Below are 21,952 nucleotides of genomic sequence, written 5' to 3'. Positions count from 1 at the left end.
GGCATGATGCACAGCGTCCGCTGGCTGAGCGTCGCTCAGGCCAGCAAGGTGCTGGGCCAGTTGGTCAGCGTGGTGGTGCTGTCGCGGCTGCTGCCGCCGAGCGCCTACGGCGTGATCGCGCTGGCCGGGGTGGTGGTGACCTTCGCTGGCCTGCTGCGCGATCTGGGCACCGGCGCCGCGATCATCCAGCGCAAGGAGCTGACGCAGTCGCTGTCCGACACGGTGTTCTGGCTCAACTTCGGCCTGGGGCTGACGCTCGGGGTGATCCTGGCGGTCAGCGCGTATCCGCTGTCGGTGTTCTTCCGCGAGCCGGAGCTGGCGCCGGTGCTGCTGTTGCTGTCGGTCGGCTTCCCGGTGAGCAGCCTGACGGCGGTGCATCAGGCGACGATGGAGCGCGCCTCGCGCTTTCGCGAGCTGGCGATCCTGGACGTCACGACGCAGGTCGGCGGCCTGCTGCTGTCGGTGGGCTCGGCGATGGCCGGGCTGGGCGTGTACAGCTTCGTCGTGCCGACGCTCTTCGCGATCAGCGTGGGATCGACCTGGCTGTGGTTCAAGTCGGGATTCAAGCCGGGCCGGCAATGGAACCGCGGGGAGTTCCGCTCCTTGTGGGGCTTCAGCGGCAACCTCACCGCGTTCAACTTCATCAACTACTTCGCCCGCAACGCCGACAGCATGATCATCGGCCGCATGCTGGGCGCCGGGCCGCTGGGCCAGTACGGCATGGCCTACAAGCTGATGCTGTTCCCGGTGCAGCACATGAGCTGGGTCATCGGCCGGGCGCTGCTGCCGCGCCTGAGCGGCATCCAGGACGACCTGGCGGCGGTGCGGCAGGTCTACTTCCGCGTGCTGGGCGGCATCGCGCTGCTGAGCATGCCCATCATGGTCGGCCTGTGGGCGCTGCGGGTGCCGTTCACCGAGGTCGTGCTGGGGCCGAAGTGGCACATCGTGGCCGCGCTGCTGGCGTGGCTGGCGCCGGTGGGCATCATGCAGTCGCTGATGAGCACGATCGGCAGCACGCTGACCTCCCAGGGCCGCACGCGCGAGCTGTTCCTGCTGGGCATCTTCAACACCGCGACGGTGCTGCTGGGCTTCTTCGCCGGGGCGCAGTTCAGCGTCGTCGGCGTGGCGATCGGGTACTTCGTCGCCAACCTGGTGAACTTCGTCGTCACGGTGGTCTGCATGGGCAAGTGGCTGCGGGCCGGCCTCGCGCCGCTGTGGCGGGAGATGCGGGCGCCGGTGTGCTCGTCGCTGGCGATGGGCGCGATGATCCTGGCCGTCGACTGGGGCCTGCGCGCGCAGGGCATTCCGCCCAAGCTCGGCTTCGGGCTGCTGGTGGCGGCCGGCGCGGCGACCTACCTGACGGTGCTGGCGCTGGCGTTCCAGCAGTCGCCTCGGGTCCTGCTCAACACGGTGAAGGGGAAGGCATGAGCGCGGACACGCCATCGAACGGACGTCTGCCCGGCATCGACGCGTTGCGCATCCTGGGCGCGGTGCTGGTGGTGGGGCTGCACGTCGGGCTGTTCCCGGAATGGCCGGTCGCGCTGATGGAGATCAGCCGGGCCTGCGGCCGCTGGGTCGTGCCGTTCTTCTTCCTGGTCATGGGATTCTTCATCGGGCAGCGGCCGGGGATCGTCGCGCCCGCGTTGGCGACGGCGGGCCGGGTGGTGCAAATCCTGCTGGTCTGCACGCTGATCTACGGCGTGCTGGTGGTGGCGCAACAAGGTCCGCGACAGGGGCTGCTGCGCCTCGTGTCGCCGGAGACCGTCGTGCGGGGCGTCTGGGGCCACCTGTGGTTTCTGCATGCCGCGCTGGCCGGGCTGCTGCTGGCGGCGGCCCGGCCGCAGTGGCTGGCGTCGCGTCGCGCCTGGCCGGTGTTGATCGTGGCGTTGCTGCTGTGCAGCGCGCTGGATACGCTGTTCGCGATGAAGCGGATCGACTGGGGCACCATGTTCGCGTCACGCTTCGCCGCGGGCTTGTGCCTGGTGTGGCTGGGCGTCAAGCTCGCCGGCGTGCCGGCCGAGGTGCTGCGCGGGCGCTGGCTCGTCTTGCTGGTGATCGGGGTGGTGCTCACGGTGGTGCAAGGCGCGCTGGTTGCCTGGCGCGGCGGCGAGCCGGCGGAGCTGCAGTTGCAGATCGGCGCGATCGTGTGCGGCGTCGCCGCGCTGGCGGCGGGACTGGCGATGCCGGCCATCCCCGCCATGGAGCGGCTGGCCGACTGGGGCCGGCGCTTCGCGCTGGGCCTGTACCTGCTGCATCCGCTGGTGATCGAGGCGCTGCGTCGCGCGGGCGTGACCCGCGCGGATGTGCTGTGGCTGATCGCGGCGCTGGCGACGCTGGCCCTGCTGCTGGCGCTGGAGCGCTGGCTGCCCGCCGCGAAGGCGCTGCTGGACGGCCGCGCGCCGACTTCCCCACGAGCCGGCCATGACGTCCGGACTTCGAGTTGAGAGATTCAAGATGAGCGATCCGACCTTCGATACCTCCTCGCCCGCCACGGGCGACGCCGGCCTGCCCAAGGTCTCGATCTACATGCCGACGCGCAACCGGCTCGGATCGATGCAGGCGGCGGTCCGCTCGGTGCTGGGCCAGACCTACCGCGAGATCGAATTGATCGTCGTCGACGACGGCTCCACCGACGGCACGCCCGCGTGGCTGGCCGAGCAGGCGCGCCTGGACCCGCGCCTGGTCGTGCACCGGCACGAGGAGGGGCGCGGCGCCTGCGCGGCGCGCAATGTCGGCATCCGCGCCGCCACGGGTTTCTTCCTCACCGGCCTGGACGACGACGACGAGTTCAAGCCGCATCACCTCGCGTCGCTGGTGAGCTATTGGCAACTGCTCACCGGCGCGGGCGACGACCCCTCCGCGCTGTATGTCCAGGACGAGCTGCGCAGCGGCGGACCGGTCGCCTACACCCACAAGATCGGCCGCGCGACCGCGGAGATGATGCTGAACGCCAACCAGGTCGGCAATCAGCTCTTCGCGCCGCGTGATCGTTTCCTGTCGGCGGGGCTGTTCGACGAGGCCATGCCGGCGTGGCAGGACCTGGAGTTCTTCTATCGCTTCCTGAAGATGCATGGGCCGGCGCGCCTGCTGGACCTGCCGAGCTACGTGTTCGACGTGACGCCGCGCCCGGACCGCATCTCCAGCAAGTCCAAGCGCAAGGTGATGCAGGCCTGCGAGCTGATGTACGCCAAGCACGGCGGCGACCAGCGCCACACGCTGCAGCGGCTGCTGCTGGAGCAGGTGTTCTCGGACTACTACGGCTTCCGGCCCGACCTGGCCGACCTGCGCCGCTTCATCGGCCTGGGCTGGTGGCCGCGCGGCTGGTGGCGCATGGCGCGCCGCTGGCGCGCGGGTGGCGCCTGAGCGACGCGGTGAGTTCCGGCGTCGACGTCGGCCGCAAGGCCGCCTTGCTGCGCGGCGTGGGCCTGTACGCCGTCGGCATGCTGTTCAGCCGCTTCGCCGGCTTCCTGATGCTGCCGTTCTACACGGCGGTGCTGAGCAAGCAGGCCTACGGGTATGTCGACCTGGTGCTGACCGGGTCGACGCTGTTCGGGACCCTCGTCACGCTGCGGCTGTTCGATGCCGTCTATCGCGCGCTGTTCGACGAGACCGATCCGGAGCGGCGCGCCGCGATGATCACCTCGGTGCTGGGGCTGGTCACGATCAATGCGCTGGCCGGCGCGGCGCTGGTGTGGGGGCTGCTGGCGCTGTTCGGCATCCCGTTGCCGCACCCGTGGCTGCTGCTCGCGTGGACGCTGCTGCGCATCCCGGCCGAGTTCTTCCAGCAGACCACGCGCGTGGTCGGCGACCGCTCGGCCTATGCCGGCTCGGCGATGGTGAACGCGGCCACGATGGCCGTGTCCAGCCTGTTGCTGCTGGGCGTCTGGAAGCTGGAGGCGGCCGGCTACGTCGGCGCGATGGCGCTGGGCGCGGCGGCGATGCTGGCCTACCTGATGTGCAAGGACACCGGCGCGCGTTTCGTGAAGCCGCGGCTGTTCTCGCTCGCGATCCTGCGGCCGATGCTGGCCTACGCGCTGCCGCTGGTGCCGGCCGCGATCAGCTGGTGGGTGATCCGCATGATCGGGCGCTACACCCTGGGCCATTCGCATGGCTTGCAGGAGGTGGCCGACTTCGCGGTATCGGACAAGCTGCCCGCCGTCGTCTACATGCTCAACATCACCTTCTACATGGCCTGGCAGGACGCGGTGCTGCGTCATGCCCGGGACAGCGACCGCGTCGCCTTCTACCGCCAGGCGCTGGGCGCCTATGTCCGGCTCGGGTTGGTGGCGCTGGGGCTGATCGCGGTGTTCCTGCGGCCGTTCTTCGCGCTGATGATCGACGCCGGTTATGCCCACGCCCGCGTGTACGTGCCGCCGCTGCTGCTGTCGGCCTTCCTGCTTTGCGTCGCGGGGCTGTACGACGTGCTCTACCAGCTGCAGCGGCGCACCTCGGCGATCTTCGGCACCAGCCTGCTGGCGGCGTTGCTGGCGGCGGTCATGAGCTGGCTGCTGGTGCCCGTCCATGGCGTCTGGGGGACCGTCGCGGCGACGATCTCGGCCGCCGCGGTGCTGGCGGCGATCCGCGGCATCGACCAGTACCGCGCCCAGGGCGTGATGCTGCCGGCGCGCGACGTGGCCGTCGGCGTGCTGTTCTTCGTCCTGGGCTGGATGGTGAACACGGTGCCGGATCCACGCGCCTACTGGGCCGCCGCCGCGGCGGTGACCGTCGCGGCCGTGGGGTCGCAGCACCGGCTGCTGCGCGCCGCCTGGCGACACTGGCGCGCCGGAAGGCAGGCAGGCCCCTGAACGAGCGGGGCCATGGGTGAGGCGCCCGGCTCCGGCTGGGCGAGAATCGACGTCGTTGCTCGACCTGAACGCGGGAGTTGGCTTGAAAGTACTCGTTACCGGCGCCGCCGGCTTCATCGGCATGCATGTCAGCCAGATCCTGCTGGCGCGCGGGGACCAGGTGGTCGGCCTGGACAACCTCAATGACTATTACGACCCGAAGCTCAAGCACGACCGCCTGGCGCGGTTGAGCGGCCGGCCCGGCTTCGAGTTCGTGAAGATGGACGTGGCGGACCGCCAGGGCATCGCCGACCTGTTCGCGCGGCACAAGTTCGACCGGGTCGTGCACCTGGCCGCGCAGGCGGGGGTGCGGTACTCGCTGGTGAACCCGCACGCGTACATCGACGCCAACATCGTCGGCTTCACCAACATCCTGGAAGGCTGCCGCCACAACGGCGTGCAGCACCTGGCCTACGCGTCGAGCTCCAGCGTCTACGGCGGCAACACGCAGATGCCGTTCAGCGAGCATCACGGCGTGGACCATCCGGTCAGCCTGTACGCGGCGACCAAGAAGGCCAACGAGCTGATGGCGCACACCTACAGCCATCTGTTCAATCTGCCCACGACGGGGCTGCGCTTCTTCACCGTCTACGGCCCCTGGGGCCGCCCGGACATGGCGCTGTTCCTGTTCACCAGGGCGATCCTGGCGGGCGAGCCGATCAAGGTGTTCAACCACGGCCGGATGATCCGCGACTTCACCTACATCGACGACATCGCCGAGGGCGTGGTGCGGGTGCTGGACCGCACCGCCACGGCCGACCCGTCGTACGACCCGGTGGCGGCGGACCCGGCGCGCTCGAACGTGCCGTACCGCGTCTTCAACATCGGCAACCACGATCCGATCCCGCTGATGGACTTCGTCGGCGCGATCGAGCAGGCGGTGGGCCGCGAGGCGATCAAGGAGTTCCTGCCGCTGCAGGACGGCGACGTGCCGGCCACGCACGCGGACGTCGAGGAGCTGGCCGCCTGGACCGGCTTCCGGCCGGCGATGCCGGTGCCCGAGGGCATCCGGCGCTTCGTGGCCTGGTACCGCGAGTACTACAAGACCTGAGGTCCCGCGCCGCTCGCGCCCGGTCGGGGCGAGCGAGGTCGCGTCGACCGCATCCCTGCGAATCCTGGAATCTGTTTGAGGAGTGTTCCGATGAAAGTGACGACGATTGGCACCGGCTACGTGGGTCTGGTCACCGGCGCGTGCCTGGCCGAGATGGGCAACCACGTGGTCTGCCTGGACGTGAACCCCGAGAAGATCCGCGTGCTCAACGAGGGCGGCATCCCCATCCACGAGCCGGGCCTGGACTCGGTCGTCGCGCGCAACGTGGCCGCGGGCCGGTTGCAGTTCACGACCGACGTGGACGCGGCGGTCAACCACGGCACCATCCTGTTCATCGCCGTGGGCACGCCCCCGGGCGAGGACGGCTCGGCCGACCTGCAGTACGTGCTGGCCGCGGCGCGCTCGATCGGGCAGCGCATGACCGACTACAAGGTCATCGTCGACAAGAGCACCGTGCCGGTGGGCACCGCCGAGAAGGTCAACGCGGCGATCCGCGAGGAGCTGGACAAGCGCGGCGCGACGGCCACCTACTCGGTCGTCTCCAACCCCGAGTTCCTGAAGGAAGGCGCGGCGGTCGACGACTTCATGAAGCCCGATCGCATCGTCGTGGGCTCCGACGACGAGCAGGCGACGCTGATGATGCGCGCGCTGTACGCCCCGTTCACGCGCAGCCACGACCGGCTGATGGTGATGGACGTCAAGAGCGCCGAGTTCACCAAGTACGCCGCCAACGCGATGCTGGCCACGCGCATCAGCTTCATGAACGAACTGGCGCTGCTGGCCGAGAAGGTCGGCGCCGACATCGAGCTGGTGCGTCGCGGCATCGGCTCCGATCCGCGCATCGGCTACCAGTTCCTGTACGCGGGCGCCGGGTACGGCGGCTCGTGTTTCCCCAAGGACGTGAAGGCGCTGGTGCGCACCGGGCGCGAGTACGGCCAGGACCTGAAGGTGCTCAACGCCGTCGAGGACGCCAACGACCGCCAGAAGCTGGTGCTGGTGGACAAGGTGGTGGCGCGCTTCGGCGAGGATCTGGCGGGCAAGCGCTTCGCCGTGTGGGGGCTGGCGTTCAAGCCCAACACCGACGACATGCGCGAGGCGCCGTCGCTGACCATCATCGAGGAGCTCACCCGCCGCGGCGCGGCGATCGCCGCCTATGACCCGGTGGCGATGAGCGAGGCCTCGAAGGTGCTGTCGGCCAACCCGGGCGTGAGCTTCTGCGAGCGTGCCGAGCACGCGCTGCCCGACGCCGACGCGCTGGTGATCGTGACCGAGTGGAAGGAGTTCCGCACGCCGGACTTCGACCGCATCAAGGCCGAGCTCAAGCAGCCGGTGGTCTTCGACGGCCGCAACCTGTACGAGCCGACGCTGATGAAGGCGCTGGGCATCGAGCATCACGCGATCGGCCGCGGCACCACCACGCGCATGGGCTGAGCAAGGGGGCCTCGGCCCCCGGGGCGAAGACCGGCGATGGGATACTCGCGGCTTCGCCCGGAGAGAAGCAAATGATCAAGATCAACGCCATCGAAGTCGACAACGCCAAGCCGTTCGTGTTGTTCGGCGGTGTCAACGTGCTGGAGTCGGAGCAGTTCGCGGTGGACGTCTGCGGCGAGTACGTCCGCGTCACGAAGGAACTGGGCATCCCCTACGTCTTCAAGGCGTCCTTCGACAAGGCCAACCGCTCGTCGATCAAGAGCTATCGCGGTCCCGGCCTGGAGGCCGGCCTGAAGATTTTCGAGGCGGTCAAGAAGGCCCACGGCGTGCCGGTGCTGACCGACGTGCACGAACCCGCCCAGGCGGCCGAGGTCGCCGCCGTCTGCGACGTGCTGCAACTGCCCGCCTTCCTGGCCCGGCAGACCGACCTGGTGATCGCGCTGGCCAAGACGGGGCGCGTCATCAACATCAAGAAGCCGCAATTCGTCAGCCCGCCGCAGATCAAGAACATCGTCGAGAAGTTCGAGGAAGGCGGCAATCCGAACGTGATGCTCTGCGATCGCGGCGCGCAGTTCGGCTATGACAACCTGGTCGTGGACATGCTGGGCTTCGGCGTGATGAAGCAGGTCAGCGGCGGCAAGCCGGTGATCTTCGACGTCACGCATGCGTTGCAGCAGCGCGAGTCCGGCGCGGCGGCGTCCGGCGGCCGGCGCGGGCAGGTCACCGAGCTGGCGCGGGCCGGCATGGCGATCGGTCTGGCGGGGCTGTTCCTGGAGTCGCACCCGGATCCGGCCAAGGCGCTGTGCGACGGCCCCAGCGCGCTGCGGCTGTCGCAGCTCAAGCCGTTCCTGGAGCAGGTGAAGGCGGTGGATGACCTGGTGAAGGGCTTCGCGGCGCTGGACACGGCCTGAAGGGACGCCCGTCCCGAGGCGGTCAGAGCAGGTCGCGGCTCAGGATCCGCGTGATCCGCTCCGCGGCGTGGCCGTCCCACAGCGCGGGGCGGCGTGCCGGCGCAGGGGTGGCGATCGCCCCGTCAAGCACATCCAGTCGGCGTTGCGCGTGTTGCAGCACGGTGGCGGGATCGGTGCCGGCCAGCTCGTTGGTGCCGGCATCGACGGTCACCGGGCGCTCCGTGTTGTCCCGCACGGTCAGGCAGGGCACGCCCAGCGCGGTCGTTTCCTCCTGCAGGCCGCCGCTGTCCGTCAGCACCAGGGCCGCTCGGCTCCACAGCGCCAGGAACGGCTGGTAGGGCAGCGGGGGCAGCAGGTGCACGCCCGGCGCCACCGGCAGCGACAAGGCCTGCATCCGAGCGCGCGTGCGTGGATGAACCGGGAACAGCAAGGGCAGCCGCTCGGACAACCTGCCCAGTGCCGCCATCAGCGCCGACAGCTGGAGCGGATCGTCGACATTCGACGGGCGGTGCAGCGTCACGACGCCATAGCGGCGGTCGGCAAGCGCGCCCAGGCCTGCCTCGTCCAGCACCGACCGCGCCAGGCCGGCGGCACCCGCGGGCGCTTCGTTCAGGCGGCGATGCTGATACAGCAGGTTGTCGACCATGACGTGGCCGACGTCGTGGATGCGCGTGTCGGGATGGCCCTCGCGACGCAGGTGCGCGGCGGCGCTGGGTTCGGTGGTGAACAGCCAGTCGGCGATCGCGTCGGTGGCGCGGCGGTTGATTTCCTCCGGCATCGTCATGTCGCCGCTGCGCAAGCCGGCTTCGACGTGAGCGACCCGCACGCCGAGCTTGCGCGCCGTCAGCGCGCAGGCCAGCGTCGAGTCCACGTCGCCGACGACGACGCAGGCCGCGGGCCGGTCGGCGATGACGCAGGGTTCATAGGCCTGCATGATCCGCGCCGTGAGCTGCGCATGGCTGCCGCCATGGCAGTCCAGCGACACGTCCGGGGGCGGCAGGCCGAGCTCGTCGAAGAAGACGCCGCTCATCGCCTGGTCATGGTGCTGGCCGGTGTGGATCAACTTCCACGCCAGGCGGCCATCGGCGCGCAGCGCGCGCACCAACGGCGCGAGCTTCATGAAGTTGGGCCGGGCGCCCGCGATCAGGTGCAGCAGCGGCGCCGGCATGACCTCAGTCGAAGGACTTCGCGGCCGCGAGCAGCGGCGCGTTGGCGTCCTTGTCCGCCAGCTTGAAGTCGATCGGCAGCGTGGGCCAAACGATGCCGATGGCGGGATCGTTCCAGCGCACCGAGCCCTCGGCCTGCGGCGCGTAGGTGTCGGTGGTCTTGTAGAGGAAGTCGGCGGTCTCCGTCAGCACCAGGAAGCCGTGAGCGAACCCCGGCGGTATCCACAGCTGGCGGTGGTTCTCGCCGCTGAGCTCGACACCGGCCCACTTGCCGAAGTTGGGGCTGGCCTTGCGCATGTCGACGGTGACGTCGAACACCGCGCCGCTGGTGCAGCGCACCAGCTTGCCCTGCGCATGCGGCGGCAACTGGAAATGCAGGCCGCGCAGCACGCCCTGGCCGGAGCGCGAATGGTTGTCCTGCACGAAGCGCACGTCGTGACCGACAGCGGCGTTGAACTTGGGCTCCGTCCAACTCTCCATGAAGAAGCCGCGGGCGTCGCCGAACACCTTGGGCTCGATGATCAGCACCTCGGGGAGGGCGGTGGGGATCACGTTCATCAGAAGGCCTTGTCGTTGAGCAACTGCTTCAGGTACTGCCCGTAGCCGTTCTTGAGCATCGGCTGCGCCAGGCGCTCCAACTGCTCGGCGTCGATCCAGCCCTTGCGGAAGGCGATTTCCTCGGGGCAGGCGACCTTCAGGCCCTGGCGCTTTTCCAGTGTCGCGATGAACTGGCCGGCTTCGAGCAGGCTGTCGTGCGTGCCGGTATCCAGCCAGGCGTAGCCGCGGCCCATGATCTCGACGCTCAACTGCTGCTGTTGCAGGTAACGGGCGTTGACGTCGGTGATCTCGAGCTCGCCGCGCGGGCTGGGCTTGATGTCGGCGGCGATGTCGCAGACCTGGCGATCGTAGAAGTACAGGCCGGTGACGGCGTAGTTGCTCTTCGGCGCCTTGGGCTTTTCTTCGATGCTGATGGCGCGTTGCCGGCTGTCGAATTCGACGACGCCGTAACGCTCCGGATCGGTCACGTGATAGGCGAAGACGGTCGCGCCGTCGGCCTGCGCGTCGGCGCTGTCGAGCAGACCGGCCAGGTCATGGCCGTAATAGATGTTGTCGCCCAGCACCAGCGCGCTCGGCGCGCCGCCGATGAAGTCCCGGCCCAGGATGAAGGCCTGGGCCAGGCCGTCCGGGCTGGGCTGCACGCAGTAGCTGAGGTTGATGCCCCAGCGCGAGCCGTCACCCAGCAGCGCCTCGAACCGCGGCAGGTCCTGCGGCGTGCTGATCAGCAGGATGTCGCGCATGCCCGCCAGCATCAGCGTGCTGAGCGGGTAATAGACCATCGGCTTGTCATAGACAGGCAGCAACTGCTTGCTGATCGCCAGCGTGGCGGGATGCAGGCGGGTGCCGGAGCCTCCTGCCAGGATGATGCCCTTGCGGTCGATGGAGTTGGCCATGCGGAGGTCCTTAGAGGATTTCGTCGAGCAGGCGGTCCACGCCGGTCTGCCAGTGCGGCAGCACCAGGCCGAATCGGTCCTGCAGCTTGTGGTTGTCGAGGCGGGAGTTCAGCGGCCGCGGCGCGGGCGTCGGGTAGGCGCTGCTGGGCAGGGCCTGGACGTTCTCCGGCGCGACCTTCAGCGCGGCGCCCTTGGCCCGTGCGCGCGTCAGCACGTGCTGGGCGTAACGGTGCCAACTGGTCTCGCCGCTGGCGACCGCGTGGTAGGTGCCGCACAACGCGCGGTCGGCACGCGTGGACCGGATCAGGTGCGCGGTGACGTCGGCCAGCAGGTCGGCCCCGGTGGGCGCGCCGATCTGGTCGGCGACCACCTTCAACTCGTCACGCTCGGCGGCCAGGCGCAGCATCGTCTTGGCGAAGTTGCCGCCGCGCGCGGCGTAGACCCAGCTGGTGCGCAGGACCAGCGTGTCGCAACCGGCGGCGGCGATCAGTTGCTCGCCTTCGAGCTTGGTCGCGCCGTAGACGCTCAGGGGCGCCGTCGGCGCGTCCTCGAAGCGCCACTGCTCGCCGCTGCCGTCGAAGACGTAGTCGGTGCTGTAGTGGACCAGCAGCGCGCCCAGCGACTTGGCTTCCTCGGCCAGCAGGCCGGGGGCGAGGGCGTTGATCTGGCGCGCGAGCTCGGGCTCGCCCTGCGCCTTGTCGACGGCGGTGTAGGCCGCGGCATTGACGATGACGTCGGGCGCGACGCGGCGCACCGTGGCGCGCAGCAGGTCGCTGTCGCCGAGGTCGCCGCCCTCCTGGCGGTCCAGCGCGACCAGCTCGCCCAGCGGCGCCAGCGCGCGCTGCAGTTCCCACCCGAGTTGGCCGTTCTTGCCCAGCAGCAGGACTTTCATGCGGACCTCAGTCGCCGTATTGCTGGGAGACCCAGTCGCGGTAGGCGCCGGACTGCACGCGCGCGACCCACGCCTCGTTCTCCAGGTACCACGCCACCGTCTTGCGGATGCCGGTCTCGAAGGTTTCGGCCGGACGCCAGCCCAGTTCGCGCTCGATCTTGCGCGCGTCGATCGCGTAGCGGCGGTCGTGGCCGGGGCGGTCCGTCACGTAGGTGATCAGGCGGCTGTAGGGGCCGGCCGGGTCGGGGCGCAGTTCGTCGAGCAGCGCGCACACCGTCTTCACGATGTCGATGTTGGCCTTTTCGTTCCAGCCGCCGATGTTGTAGGTCTCGCCCAGCGCGCCGCCGGCCAGCACCGCGCGGATGCCGGAGCAGTGGTCGGTGACGTACAGCCAGTCGCGGATCTGCTGGCCGTCGCCGTACACGGGCAGCGGCTTGCCGGCCAGCGCGTTGACGATCATCAGCGGGATCAGCTTCTCGGGGAAATGCAGCGGGCCGTAGTTGTTGCTGCAGTTGGTCGTCACCACCGGCAGGCCGTAGGTGTGGTGCCAGGCGCGCACCAGATGGTCGCTGGCGGCCTTGGAGGCGGAGTAGGGGCTGTTGGGCTCGTAGGGATTCGTCTCGGCGAAGGGCGGATCCTCGGGCTTGAGCGAGCCGTAGACCTCGTCGGTCGACACGTGGTGGAAGCGGAAGCCGGCCTTGGCGTCGCCCTGGAGCGCGGACCAGTAGGCGCGCGCGGCTTCGAGCAGCGAGAACGTGCCCTCGACGTTGGTGCGCATGAACGCGCCGGGGCCGTGGATGGAGCGGTCGACGTGGCTCTCGGCGGCGAAATGGACGATCGCGCGCGGGCGATGCGTCGCCAGCAACTGGTCGATCAGCGCGCGGTCGCAGATGTCGCCCTTGACGAAGATATGACGGGAGTCGTCCTTCAACGGGGCGAGGTTCTCGAGGTTGCCCGCGTAGGTCAGCGCATCGAGGTTGACCACCGGCTCGTCCGAGGACTTGAACCAGTCGAGCACGAAATTGCTGCCGATGAAACCGGCGCCGCCGGTGACGAGAATCGTCATGAAACTTCCCTGGAATCGATGAATGTCCGCAGCGGCCCGGCGTGTCCCGGCAGAGGGCGGGACCGGGCGCCGTCGTCTTACAGCCGCCAGACCCGCAGGCCGGCGGCGCGCAGATTGTCGCCGTTAAATGCGGCTTTCACGTCGATGAAGGCCCCGCCGTCCACCAGCCTGGCCGCCAGGTCCGCGGCGCCCAGCGCCTTGTATTCGCGGTGCGCCACCGCCGCGACGATGGCGTCGGCGCGCGGCAGGTCCTCGAAGGGGCACAGGCGCACGCCGTACTCGTGCATCGCTTCCTCGGCCTCGGCGGCCGGGTCGGTGACGAAGACCTCGACGCCGTAGCTCTGCAGCTCGTGGATGATGTCGATCACCTTGGAGTTGCGCAGGTCGCCGCAGTCCTCCTTGAAGGTCAGGCCCAGCACGTTGACCTTGGCGCCCTTGACGTGGCTGCCGGCGGCGATCATCTGCTTGATGGTCTGCTCGGCGATGAACTTGCCCATGCCGTCGTTGATGCGGCGCCCGGCCAGGATGACCTGCGGGTGGTAACCCAGCATGTCGGCCTTGTGGGTCAGGTAGTACGGGTCCACGCCGATGCAGTGGCCGCCCACCAGGCCCGGCTTGAACTTCAGGAAGTTCCACTTCGTGCCGGCCGCCTCCAGCACCTCGGAGGTGTCCAGGCCGATGCGCTCGAAGATGATCGCCAGCTCGTTCATCAGCGCGATGTTGAGGTCGCGCTGGGTGTTCTCGATCACCTTGGCCGCCTCGGCCGTCTTGATGCTGGACGCGCGGTGTACGCCCGGCACGATGATCTTCTCGTAGGTCCGGGCGACGATGTCCAGCGTCTCGGGCGTGTCGCCGGAGACGATCTTGAGGATCTTCGTCAGCGTGTGTTCCTTGTCGCCAGGGTTGATGCGTTCGGGGCTGTAGCCGACGAAGAAGTCCTGCTTCCACTTCAGGCCGGATTCGCGCTCCAGCACCGGGATGCAGACCTCCTCGGTCGCGCCGGGGTAGACAGTCGATTCGTAGACGACCACGGCGCCGCGCTTCATGTGCCGGCCCACGCTGGTGGATGAGCCGATCAGCGGCTTGAAATCGGGGATGTGGGCCTGGTCGACCGGCGTGGGCACGGCCACGATGATGACGTCGGCCTCGGCCAGGCAGGCCGGGTCGCTGTGGTACTCGGCGTGCACCGCGGCCTGGACTTCCTCGTCGGTCAGCTCGCGGGACGGGTCGGTGCCGGCGCGGCACTTGGCCACCTTGTCCTGGGCGATATCGAAGCCGATGGTGCGGCCCTGCTTGCCGAACTCCACCACCAGCGGCAATCCCACATATCCCAACCCGACGACGGCAATCACGGACACGGCCTTCTCCTGTAAGCGGCGATTCTGGGCGCGCTGCCGCGCCGAAATGGTCCGAACGCCCGGACGTCGCCGGCCGGGCGTTCTTCGCGGTCTCTCTGCAAGGACGGCTTTGTATCCGTTTTTTCGGTCGCCGCCGACCCCTCAGTCGCGGTCGGGACGGGCGCTCCGTGAATCAGTTGCGGCCGTAGGTGTCCTGGTAACGGACGATGTCGTCCTCGCCCAGGTAGGAGCCGGACTGGACCTCGATGATTTCCAGCGGCACCTTGCCCGGGTTGGAGAGGCGGTGCACCTGGCCCAGCGGGATGTAGGTCGACTGGTTCTCGGTCAGCAGCAGGGTCTTGTCGCCGTTGACGATCTCGGCCGTGCCCTGCACGACGATCCAGTGCTCGGCGCGGTGGTGGTGCATCTGCAGGCTCAGCGACGCGCCGGGCTTGACCATGATGCGCTTGACCTGGAAGCGCTCGCCCATGTCGATGCTGTCGTACCAGCCCCAGGGGCGGTGGACCTTGCGGTGCAGGTTCTGCTCGTCGCGCTGGCTGGCGGTCAGCTGGTTGACGATCTTCTTGACGTCCTGGCTCTTGCTGCGGTCGGCGACCAGCACCGCGTCCGGCGTCTCCACCACGACGATGTTGTCCAGACCGACCGCCGACACCAGGCGGCTCGTGGCGTGGACCAGCGTGTTGCGGCTGTCCGCGATGATGGCGTCGCCGCGGCTGGCGTTGCCGGACGCGTCCTTGTCGGCCACCTGCCAGACCGCCTCCCAGGCGCCCAGGTCGTTCCAGCCGGCGGCCAGCGGCACCATGCGCAGCGCGATCGCGCTGCCGGGGCAACGCTCCATCACCGCGTAGTCGATCGATTCCGACGGCACTGCCGCGAAGGCGTCCTTGGCGGGGCGGACGAACGGACCGTCGACGGCCTTGCCGGAGAACGAGACGCGCGTGGCCTGCTCGATATCCGGGCGGAACTGCTGCAGCGCCTTCAGCCAGACGCTGGCACGCAACACGAACATGCCGCTGTTCCAGTAATAGCCGCCCTGGTCGAGGTAGCGCTGGGCGGTGGCCGCGTCGGGCTTCTCGACGAAGGCTTCGACGCGCAGGCCCGCGCCTTCGACGCCGCTGCGGATGTAGCCGTAGCCGATCTCGGCGCGGTCCGGCGTGATGCCGAGGATGACGATCGCGCCATCGGCGGCCTGACGCACCGCGTCCTGCAGCGCGGCGGTGAAGGCCGGGCCGTCGGTGACCGTCTGGTCGGCGGGCGTCACGACCAGCACCGGATCCTGGCCCGACTCGATCGCCTGCAGGGCCGCCAGCGTGATCGCCGGGGCGGTGTTGCGGCCGACCGGCTCCAGCAGCACGGCTTCCGGCGCGATCTTCTGCTCGCGCAGCTGATCCAGCACCATGAAGCGGTGTTCCTCGTTGCCGACCACGATCGGCGGACGCACCGCGATGTCCTCGGCGCCCAGCGTCGCCAGGCGGTCCGCCGCCTGCTGGAACAGGCTGGTGTTGCCGTTGAGCACCAGGAACTGCTTCGGATAACCGGCGCGCGACAGCGGCCACAGCCGCGTCCCGCTGCCGCCCGCCATGATCACCGGTTGCGTGTCGATCTTGCTCAAGGTACTGCTCCCTCTGCTTGGAACCGCAGCCTGACCGGATGCGGCGTAGTCTTTGAAAAAATGGGTCTGAAGTGTCGCAGATGGCCGGCGATCAACCCTCGAAGCCGTTCGGATTGGACGACTGCCAGCGCCAGCTGTCCTCGCACATGCGCCGCAGGTCGTGCTTCGCGGTCCAGCCAAGCTTGTCGCGCGCCAGCGCCGGATCCGCGTAGCAGGCGGCCACGTCGCCGGCGCGTCGGGCGACGATCTCATGTGGAATCTCACGGCCACTGGCCTTGGCGAAGGCATCCACCAGTTCCAGCACGCTGTAGCCGCGGCCCGTGCCCAGGTTGACCCAGATCGACTCGTTGCCGCGCAGCAGGAAGTTCAGCGCCGCGACGTGGCCGTCGGCCAGGTCGACGACGTGGATGTAGTCCCGCACGCCGGTGCCGTCCGGCGTGTCGTAGTCGTCGCCGAAGATCGACAGCTTGGCGCGCCGGCCGACCGCCACCTGCGTCACGTAGGGCATCAGGTTGTTGGGGATGCCGCGCGGGTCTTCGCCGATGCGGCCGCTCTCGTGCGCGCCGACCGGATTGAAGTAGCGCAGGCAGGCGGTCTGCCATCGCGGGTCGGCGGCGCCGAGGTCGCGCAGGATGCCTTCGCCGATGAGCTTGGTGGCGCCGTAGGGGTTGACCGCCATCAGGTCGGCGTCCTCGCGCAGCGGCAGCGTCTTGGGCTGGCCGTAGACCGTCGCGCTGGACGAGAAGACGATCCGGTGGCAATCGTGGCGCCGCATCGTCTCGCAGACGGTGAGCAGGCCGTCGAGGTTGTTGCGGTAGTAGCTCAGCGGCTTGGTCGTCGACTCGCCGACCGCCTTGTAGGCCGCGAAGTGGACCACCGCGGCGGGTTTGTACTCGGCGAAGACCGCGTCCAGCGCGGCGCCGTCGCAGACATCGAGCCTCTCGAACAGCGGGGTCTGGCCGCTCAGCTCGGCCAGGCGCTCCAGCACCTTGGGCGAGCTGTTGCTGAAGTTGTCCACGCCGATGACGCGGTAGCCCGCCGCCTGCAGCGCGAGCCAGGTGTGGGAGGCGATGTAGCCGGTCGCGCCGGTCAGCAGGATGGTCTGGGTCATGTCGTCACGCGCTCGAGGAAGGACCGGAGGTCGGCCGGGATGCCGTCATTGCAGCATGCCCTGGACGTAGCAGCCGACGCTGTCCGCATCGTAGGTATAGAGGAGGTTGCCGGTGCGGCGCTCGACGCGGTTGTATCCGCAGCCCACGGACACCGCGCGCAGCGCCTGCCAGGCCACGCCCAGGTTGTACTGGCGCGTGCTGTCGCTGTAATCGAGTTGTCGCGTCAGATCGTCGCGGCTGGTGCGGGAGTAGCTGCCGCCGGCCGTCAACGAGACCTTGGCGGTCAGGCGATAGGTGAGCTGCGTCTGCAGCGCGGTCTGCACGCGGTTGAAGTCGGACGTCGAGCTGTTGTTGATGCCGAGGTAATAGGTTTCCACGCCGGTATCGCGGGACAGCTGCGTGTTCAGCGACCAGCGGCCGCCGGGGCGCCAATCCCAGGTCAGCGCGCCGGTGACGCCGTGGAAGCTGGCCGACGTGCTGCGGCTGATGCGAGCGTCCAGGCTGCTGGCGCCGGTGGCGCGCCAGCGCGCGGTCAGGTCGATGTCGCGGCGGCTGTACTGGAAGCCGCTCACCGGCACCGTGCCCTTGGTGTAGCGCCCGGCGACCCCGAAGCGCCACGCGCTGCTGGCGTTGTAGAGCAGGCCCAGCGAGGACGCGTTCTGGCGGTACTCCTGCGTGTCGTACAGCGCCAGCGAGTAGTCGCGCTCACGGCGGGTGAACGTGCCCTCCAGCGAATACGACGACAGCGTCGGCAGGCCCAGCCGGATGCTGGCGCCGGCGCTCTGGTCGGTCTGCAGGTTGCGGTCCGTGCTGGGCGCGACCGTGGTGTTGCTGTTGAAGTCGGCCAGCGTGCGGGCCCGGGTGTAGTTCAGCGAGCCCGACAGGTTGCCCACGGTTTCCCAGTCGACGCCGGTCGCGAGGTTGTAGCCGTTGTTGTTCAGACGGCTGTTTTCCTGGTAGCTGACTTTCTGCCAGCGCGCGTTGGCGTAGACGTGTTGGCGGCCCAGCCGCGTGTCGATGCCGGCGAGCAGGCTCAGCGTGGTGAGCCGGTCGTTGTTCTCGCCGGCGTTTACGCGGAACACGTTGCTGGCGTAGTAATGCGACAGCGACGCGCCCAGGTAGTACGGACTGCTGCCGTCGCTCTGGCCCCAGCTCGGGAACGACGCCAGCAGCGCCAGCGGCAAGGTCAAATGGCGGAGGTGCTTCATCGGAGGTGGACCCCTTCGGTTCTGTCTGTCGTCTCGTGTCGGATCGGTCGGGAGGACGGCGCCGGGCGCCGCGTCAATACGCGTGGCGGTCGAACAGCATCAATCGCACGGTGCGCACGATGATCTGCAAGTCCAGCCCGAGGGACCAATTGCGCAGGTACTCCAGATCGTATTCGACCCGTGCCTTCATCTTGTCCACGGTGTCGGTCTCGCCGCGCAGGCCGTTGACCTGCGCCCAGCCGGTGATGCCGGGCTTGACCTTGTGGCGGACCATGTAGGCCTTGATGAGCTGGCGGTACTCCTCGTTGTGGGCGACCGCGTGAGGGCGAGGGCCGACGATGCTCATGCGGCCCTGCAGCACGTTGACGAACTGCGGCAACTCGTCGAGCGAGGTGCGGCGGATGAAGGCGCCGAACGGGGTGATGCGCGGGTCGCCCTTGGTCGCCTGCTTGACCACGGTGCCGTTGTCCATCGCCCGCATGGATCGGAACTTGTAGACGATGATTTCCTCGCCGTCCAGGCCGTTGCGGCGCTGCCGGAAGATCACCGGTCCCGGCGAACTCATCTTCACGCCGATGGCCAACGCCAGCAGGATGGGCGAGATCAGCACCAGGATCAGGCTGGCCAGCATGATGTCGCTGACGCGCTTGACGACCTCGTTCACGCCGGTGAACGGCGTCTCCAGGATGCCGACGACCGGCACGCCGTTCATGTCCTGCAGCCGGCCCTGGATGATGCTGATGCCGAAGACGTCCGGCACGAAGAACAGCGACGCGGTCGTGCCCTGGAGCTGCTCCAGCAACTGAAGGATGCGCGGCTGCGAGCCGAGCGGCAGGGTGATGTAGACCTCGCGCACGCCGTGGGCGCGGACGTAGTCGCTCAGTTGCGGCAAGGTGCCGAGCAGCCGGCCGGCGCAGTCGCCATGGAGCCGGTCGTCGGTGCGGTCGTCGAAGAAGCCCATGCATTCGACGCCCTTGACGGGGCCGAGTTCCAACGCCCGCGCCACCTTGGCGCCGAGCGGGCCGGCGCCGACGATCACCGCGGTGCGGCGCACCCACGGCTGGCGGGCGCGCCAGCGCAGCACCTGGCGTCCGATCTCGACCGCGACGATCTGCGCCAGCGGTGTCAGGATCGCCCACCACAGCAGCACCTCGCGCTCGAAGTAGTGGAAGCTGCTGGTCGCGTAGGCGAACATGCCAAGGATCAGCAGCAGCATCAACCAGGAGCCGACGATGTCCGTCACCGCGCTGGCGGGGTGGTCGGCGAAGCGGTTGCGCCCCGGGAAAGTCAGCGCGAACACCAGCATGCACAGCGTGTAGGTCGAGCGCATCACCGGCTCGTCGAACCAGGCCAGCAGGGCGAGATAGATCAGGACGATCAGGCTGGGCTCGAGAAAAGCCGCGATGAACGACTGGACCGATTGCGGCGCGCTGTAGAAGGTCCTCTTGTAATTTCGATCCTCAAACATCACCCGGTGGTCCTTCTATGCGTCCCTCGTTGCCGCGGTCGGACGGCGCCCATTGGCCGACCTGCCGCACCTGTTCCCGGCAGGCCGCGACGGGGCGAGGCTGGCCGGGTATCCCCCATCCCGGCAAGAGCCGGAAATTCTCTCTCAATTCATTCCGTCGACTCGTAACCGGACCCCCTACCTTGAAGCCGATCCGGCGGCCCGCTTCGGCTGCCTACAATCCGCCCCATGCTTCAAGAATGGTCCAAGCTCCTTGCCCCCGCGGTTCAGGATCGCATCACGCTGCTGCTCAACCACGTCATGTCACGCGAGCCCGTCGCCACCGAGCGGCTGGCCCCGCACACGGGCAAGACGCTGCGCGTGCACCTGGCCGGCTGGCCGGCGGTCCTGCCAGCGGCGCCGGATCTGCGCCTGCGCATCACCCCGGCCGGATTGCTCGAACGCCTCGCCGACGAAGATGCCCCTAGGCAAGAAGCGGACCTGACCATCGATCTGGACGCGTCGAATCCGGCCGCGGCGGCCTTCGCCGCGCTGTCCGGTGGACGCCCCGACGTGCGCGTGCAAGGTGACGCGCAACTGGCCGGGGACTTCAACTGGCTGATCGACCACGTGCGCTGGGACATCGAGGACGACCTCGCGGCCGTCACCGGCCCCGCCGTGGCGCACCAGCTGGGGCGCCTGGGGCGTGCCGTCGCCGGCGCGATGGCGACGCTGGCCCGTCAGGCGGGTCGCTTCATGCCGGACGGCCAGGGCCGGGCATGAGGTCCTGACGCATGAGGTATCTCTCCCGCCTGCTGGTCATCGTCTGGACGCTCTACCGATTCGGGCTCGATGAACTGGCGCTGTCCACGCTCAAGCGTCGCCGCTTCCGATTCCTGCGCCGGCTGATCTCGGTCGGCCGCGCCTGGGAGCAACCGCGTGGCGTGCGTCTGCGGCTGGCGCTGGAACGGCTGGGGCCGATCTTCGTCAAGTTCGGCCAGTTGCTCTCGACGCGCCGCGACCTGGTGCCGGCGGACATGATCGAGGAGTTGTCCCAGCTCCAGGACAACGTGCCGCCGTTTCCGGCGGCGCTGTCGCGCGAGCTGATCGAGCGCGCCTTCGGCCGTCGCATCGAGGACATCTTCGCGACCTTCGAGGCCGAGCCCGTGGCCAGCGCCTCGATCGCGCAAGTGCATTTCGGGACCTTGAAGGATGGTCGGGAGGTCGCGGTCAAGGTGCTGCGGCCCGGCATGCTGGACATCATCGAGGACGACCTCGCGTTGATGCGCACGGTGGCGGGCTGGGTGGAGCGCTTCTCGGCGGACGGGCGGCGGCTCAAGCCGCGCGAGGTGGTCGGCGAGTTCAACACCTACCTGCATGACGAACTGGACCTGGTCCGCGAGGCCGCGAATGCCGCGCAACTGCGCCGCAACATGCAGGACCTGCAGCTGGTGCTGGTGCCCGAGATGATCTGGGAGTTCTGCACCAGCGAGGTCATCGTGATGGAGCGCATGCGCGGCGTGCCGATCTCGCAGCTGGAGCGGCTGCGGCAGGCGGGCGTCGACATCAAGAAGCTGGCGCGCGACGGCGTGACGATCTTCTTCACGCAGGTGTTCCGCGACGGGTTCTTCCACGCCGACATGCACCCGGGCAACATCCAGGTCAGCCTGGATCCACAGACCTTCGGGCGCTATGTGGCGCTCGACTTCGGGATCATCGGGACGCTCACCGAGGTCGACAAGGATTACCTGGCGCAGAACTTCATCGCGTTCTTCCGTCGCGACTACAAGCGCGTGGCGGAGCTGCACATCGAGTCCGGCTGGGTTCCGCCCGAGACGCGGGTGGATGAACTCGAAGGGGCGGTGCGCACGGTCTGCGAGCCGCACTTCGACAAGCCGCTCAAGGACATTTCACTGGGCCAGGTGCTGATGCGGCTGTTTCAGATCTCGCGCCGGTTCAACGTCGAGATTCAACCTCAGCTGGTTTTGCTGCAAAAAACGCTGCTCAACATTGAAGGATTGGGCAGGCAGCTCGATCCGGATCTGGATCTCTGGGCGACGGCCAAGCCCTTCCTGGAGCGCTGGATGGACGAGCAGGTCGGGTGGCGTGCCTTCGTGCACCGGCTGAAGAAGGAAGCGCCGCGCTTTGCGCACATGGTCCCGGAGTTCCCGCGGTTGATGCACGAGGTGCTGCGGCAGCGGGCCGACAGCGGACATGCGGACCTGACGCGTCAGTTGATCCACGAGCAGCGCCGCACCAACAACCTGCTGCAGGCACTGCTGTGGGGCGTGGCGGGATTCATGCTGGCGCTGGTACTGACCCAGGTCGCGATACGCTGGGTCGGCTGAAGACAAGTCTTACGCTTTGATGCGCGACCGCAGGGTTTCGGGTGTCTGCGGCCGC

19 protein-coding genes are annotated in these 21,952 nt (G+C 68.6%); 9 read left to right on the top strand and 10 right to left on the bottom strand.

Going from position 1 to position 21,952, the window contains the following annotated elements; genetic code table 11:
- Positions 1 to 3: 3 nt before the first annotated feature.
- The 7 genes from CDN99_RS03760 (at position 4) to kdsA (ending at position 8,237) form a co-directional block, all read left to right on the top strand.
- A complete protein-coding gene (locus CDN99_RS03760; RefSeq protein WP_238139384.1) occupies positions 4 to 1,428 on the top strand; it encodes a lipopolysaccharide biosynthesis protein in 1,425 nt (474 codons plus the stop codon).
- Positions 1,425 to 2,444 carry an acyltransferase family protein gene (locus CDN99_RS03755; RefSeq protein WP_088382732.1) on the top strand — a complete coding sequence of 340 codons (1,020 nt, stop codon included), beginning with the start codon at positions 1,425 to 1,427 and terminating at the stop codon, positions 2,442 to 2,444. Before CDN99_RS03760 ends, CDN99_RS03755 begins: the two co-directional genes overlap by 4 nt.
- Positions 2,445 to 2,454: 10 nt before the next feature.
- A complete protein-coding gene (locus tag CDN99_RS03750) occupies positions 2,455 to 3,363 on the top strand; it encodes a glycosyltransferase family 2 protein (RefSeq protein ID WP_158218742.1) in 909 nt (302 codons plus the stop codon).
- A complete protein-coding gene (locus CDN99_RS03745) occupies positions 3,309 to 4,805 on the top strand; it encodes a lipopolysaccharide biosynthesis protein (RefSeq protein ID WP_088382730.1) in 1,497 nt (498 codons plus the stop codon). Before CDN99_RS03750 ends, CDN99_RS03745 begins: the two co-directional genes overlap by 55 nt.
- An 82-nt stretch (positions 4,806 to 4,887) precedes the next feature.
- Complete coding sequence (locus CDN99_RS03740) at positions 4,888 to 5,895, top strand: NAD-dependent epimerase (RefSeq protein ID WP_088382729.1); 1,008 nt, start codon at positions 4,888 to 4,890, stop codon at positions 5,893 to 5,895.
- Between the two features lie 90 nt (positions 5,896 to 5,985).
- Positions 5,986 to 7,326, top strand: coding sequence for a UDP-glucose dehydrogenase family protein (locus tag CDN99_RS03735; protein ID WP_088382728.1), 1,341 nt, complete (start codon positions 5,986 to 5,988; stop codon positions 7,324 to 7,326).
- A 71-nt stretch (positions 7,327 to 7,397) separates the two neighbouring features.
- The gene (gene kdsA / locus CDN99_RS03730; RefSeq protein ID WP_088382727.1) at positions 7,398 to 8,237 is read left to right on the top strand and encodes a 3-deoxy-8-phosphooctulonate synthase; all 840 of its coding nucleotides are present in this window, start codon (positions 7,398 to 7,400) and stop codon (positions 8,235 to 8,237) included.
- Between the two features lie 22 nt (positions 8,238 to 8,259).
- Here kdsA and wecB read toward each other — a convergent pair whose 3' ends face one another.
- The 10 genes from wecB to CDN99_RS03680 form a co-directional block, all read right to left on the bottom strand.
- Positions 8,260 to 9,405, bottom strand: a complete 1,146-nt coding sequence (wecB, locus tag CDN99_RS03725) for a non-hydrolyzing UDP-N-acetylglucosamine 2-epimerase (RefSeq protein WP_088382726.1) — start codon at positions 9,403 to 9,405, stop codon at positions 8,260 to 8,262.
- A 4-nt stretch (positions 9,406 to 9,409) separates the two neighbouring features.
- Positions 9,410 to 9,961, bottom strand: coding sequence for a dTDP-4-dehydrorhamnose 3,5-epimerase (rfbC, locus tag CDN99_RS03720; RefSeq protein ID WP_088382725.1), 552 nt, complete (start codon positions 9,959 to 9,961; stop codon positions 9,410 to 9,412).
- Entirely contained in the window at positions 9,961 to 10,854 is an 894-nt protein-coding gene (rfbA, locus tag CDN99_RS03715; RefSeq protein WP_202820215.1) for a glucose-1-phosphate thymidylyltransferase RfbA, read from the bottom strand. The genes rfbC and rfbA overlap by 1 nt, the downstream gene beginning before the upstream one ends.
- A 10-nt stretch (positions 10,855 to 10,864) precedes the next feature.
- Complete coding sequence (rfbD, locus tag CDN99_RS03710) at positions 10,865 to 11,746, bottom strand: dTDP-4-dehydrorhamnose reductase (protein WP_088382724.1); 882 nt, start codon at positions 11,744 to 11,746, stop codon at positions 10,865 to 10,867.
- 7 nt (positions 11,747 to 11,753) lie between these two features.
- Positions 11,754 to 12,812, bottom strand: coding sequence for a dTDP-glucose 4,6-dehydratase (gene rfbB, locus CDN99_RS03705; protein WP_088382723.1), 1,059 nt, complete (start codon positions 12,810 to 12,812; stop codon positions 11,754 to 11,756).
- Positions 12,813 to 12,889: 77 nt separating this feature from the next.
- Positions 12,890 to 14,170, bottom strand: coding sequence for a nucleotide sugar dehydrogenase (locus CDN99_RS03700; protein WP_088382722.1), 1,281 nt, complete (start codon positions 14,168 to 14,170; stop codon positions 12,890 to 12,892).
- 172 nt (positions 14,171 to 14,342) lie between these two features.
- Positions 14,343 to 15,752: a mannose-1-phosphate guanylyltransferase/mannose-6-phosphate isomerase gene (locus CDN99_RS03695; RefSeq protein WP_088383378.1), complete on the bottom strand. Its 1,410-nt coding sequence runs from the start codon at positions 15,750 to 15,752 to the stop codon at positions 14,343 to 14,345.
- A gap of 121 nt (positions 15,753 to 15,873) precedes the next feature.
- The gene (galE, locus tag CDN99_RS03690; RefSeq protein WP_088382721.1) at positions 15,874 to 16,893 is read right to left on the bottom strand and encodes a UDP-glucose 4-epimerase GalE; all 1,020 of its coding nucleotides are present in this window, start codon (positions 16,891 to 16,893) and stop codon (positions 15,874 to 15,876) included.
- 45 nt (positions 16,894 to 16,938) lie between these two features.
- Positions 16,939 to 18,102: a TonB-dependent receptor gene (locus CDN99_RS03685; RefSeq protein ID WP_088382720.1), complete on the bottom strand. Its 1,164-nt coding sequence runs from the start codon at positions 18,100 to 18,102 to the stop codon at positions 16,939 to 16,941.
- Between the two features lie 73 nt (positions 18,103 to 18,175).
- Positions 18,176 to 19,570 carry an undecaprenyl-phosphate glucose phosphotransferase gene (locus CDN99_RS03680; RefSeq protein WP_088382719.1) on the bottom strand — a complete coding sequence of 465 codons (1,395 nt, stop codon included), beginning with the start codon at positions 19,568 to 19,570 and terminating at the stop codon, positions 18,176 to 18,178.
- Positions 19,571 to 19,798: 228 nt separating this feature from the next.
- On the opposite strand from CDN99_RS03680, the gene CDN99_RS03675 reads away from it, so the two are divergent.
- Both CDN99_RS03675 and ubiB read left to right on the top strand, forming a co-directional pair.
- Positions 19,799 to 20,332, top strand: coding sequence for a hypothetical protein (locus tag CDN99_RS03675; protein ID WP_088382718.1), 534 nt, complete (start codon positions 19,799 to 19,801; stop codon positions 20,330 to 20,332).
- Between the two features lie 11 nt (positions 20,333 to 20,343).
- Complete coding sequence (gene ubiB / locus CDN99_RS03670; protein WP_088382717.1) at positions 20,344 to 21,897, top strand: ubiquinone biosynthesis regulatory protein kinase UbiB; 1,554 nt, start codon at positions 20,344 to 20,346, stop codon at positions 21,895 to 21,897.
- Positions 21,898 to 21,952 lie beyond the last annotated feature (55 nt).

Origin of the sequence: Roseateles aquatilis (assembly GCF_002205645.1) — a bacterium.
Taxonomy (GTDB): domain Bacteria; phylum Pseudomonadota; class Gammaproteobacteria; order Burkholderiales; family Burkholderiaceae_C; genus Roseateles; species Roseateles aquatilis.
This window is presented reverse-complemented; position numbering and strand designations above follow the sequence as displayed.

What these genes read in the sequence shown, in the direction of transcription:
- CDN99_RS03760 (WP_238139384.1), top strand. Translation starts at nt 4, where the DNA reads ATGATGCACAGCGTCCGCTGGCTGAGCGTCGCTCAGGCCAGCAAGGTG.
- CDN99_RS03755 (WP_088382732.1), top strand. Translation starts at nt 1,425, where the DNA reads ATGAGCGCGGACACGCCATCGAACGGACGTCTGCCCGGCATCGACGCG.
- CDN99_RS03750 (WP_158218742.1), top strand. Translation starts at nt 2,455, where the DNA reads ATGAGCGATCCGACCTTCGATACCTCCTCGCCCGCCACGGGCGACGCC.
- CDN99_RS03735 (WP_088382728.1), top strand. Translation starts at nt 5,986, where the DNA reads ATGAAAGTGACGACGATTGGCACCGGCTACGTGGGTCTGGTCACCGGC.
- kdsA (WP_088382727.1), top strand. Translation starts at nt 7,398, where the DNA reads ATGATCAAGATCAACGCCATCGAAGTCGACAACGCCAAGCCGTTCGTG.
- wecB (WP_088382726.1), bottom strand. Translation starts at nt 9,405, where the DNA reads ATGCCGGCGCCGCTGCTGCACCTGATCGCGGGCGCCCGGCCCAACTTC.
- rfbC (WP_088382725.1), bottom strand. Translation starts at nt 9,961, where the DNA reads ATGAACGTGATCCCCACCGCCCTCCCCGAGGTGCTGATCATCGAGCCC.
- rfbA (WP_202820215.1), bottom strand. Translation starts at nt 10,854, where the DNA reads ATGGCCAACTCCATCGACCGCAAGGGCATCATCCTGGCAGGAGGCTCC.
- rfbD (WP_088382724.1), bottom strand. Translation starts at nt 11,746, where the DNA reads ATGAAAGTCCTGCTGCTGGGCAAGAACGGCCAACTCGGGTGGGAACTG.
- rfbB (WP_088382723.1), bottom strand. Translation starts at nt 12,812, where the DNA reads ATGACGATTCTCGTCACCGGCGGCGCCGGTTTCATCGGCAGCAATTTC.
- CDN99_RS03695 (WP_088383378.1), bottom strand. Translation starts at nt 15,752, where the DNA reads ATGGCGGGCGGCAGCGGGACGCGGCTGTGGCCGCTGTCGCGCGCCGGT.
- galE (WP_088382721.1), bottom strand. Translation starts at nt 16,893, where the DNA reads ATGACCCAGACCATCCTGCTGACCGGCGCGACCGGCTACATCGCCTCC.
- CDN99_RS03685 (WP_088382720.1), bottom strand. Translation starts at nt 18,102, where the DNA reads ATGAAGCACCTCCGCCATTTGACCTTGCCGCTGGCGCTGCTGGCGTCG.
- CDN99_RS03680 (WP_088382719.1), bottom strand. Translation starts at nt 19,570, where the DNA reads ATGTTTGAGGATCGAAATTACAAGAGGACCTTCTACAGCGCGCCGCAA.
- CDN99_RS03675 (WP_088382718.1), top strand. Translation starts at nt 19,799, where the DNA reads ATGCTTCAAGAATGGTCCAAGCTCCTTGCCCCCGCGGTTCAGGATCGC.
- ubiB (WP_088382717.1), top strand. Translation starts at nt 20,344, where the DNA reads ATGAGGTATCTCTCCCGCCTGCTGGTCATCGTCTGGACGCTCTACCGA.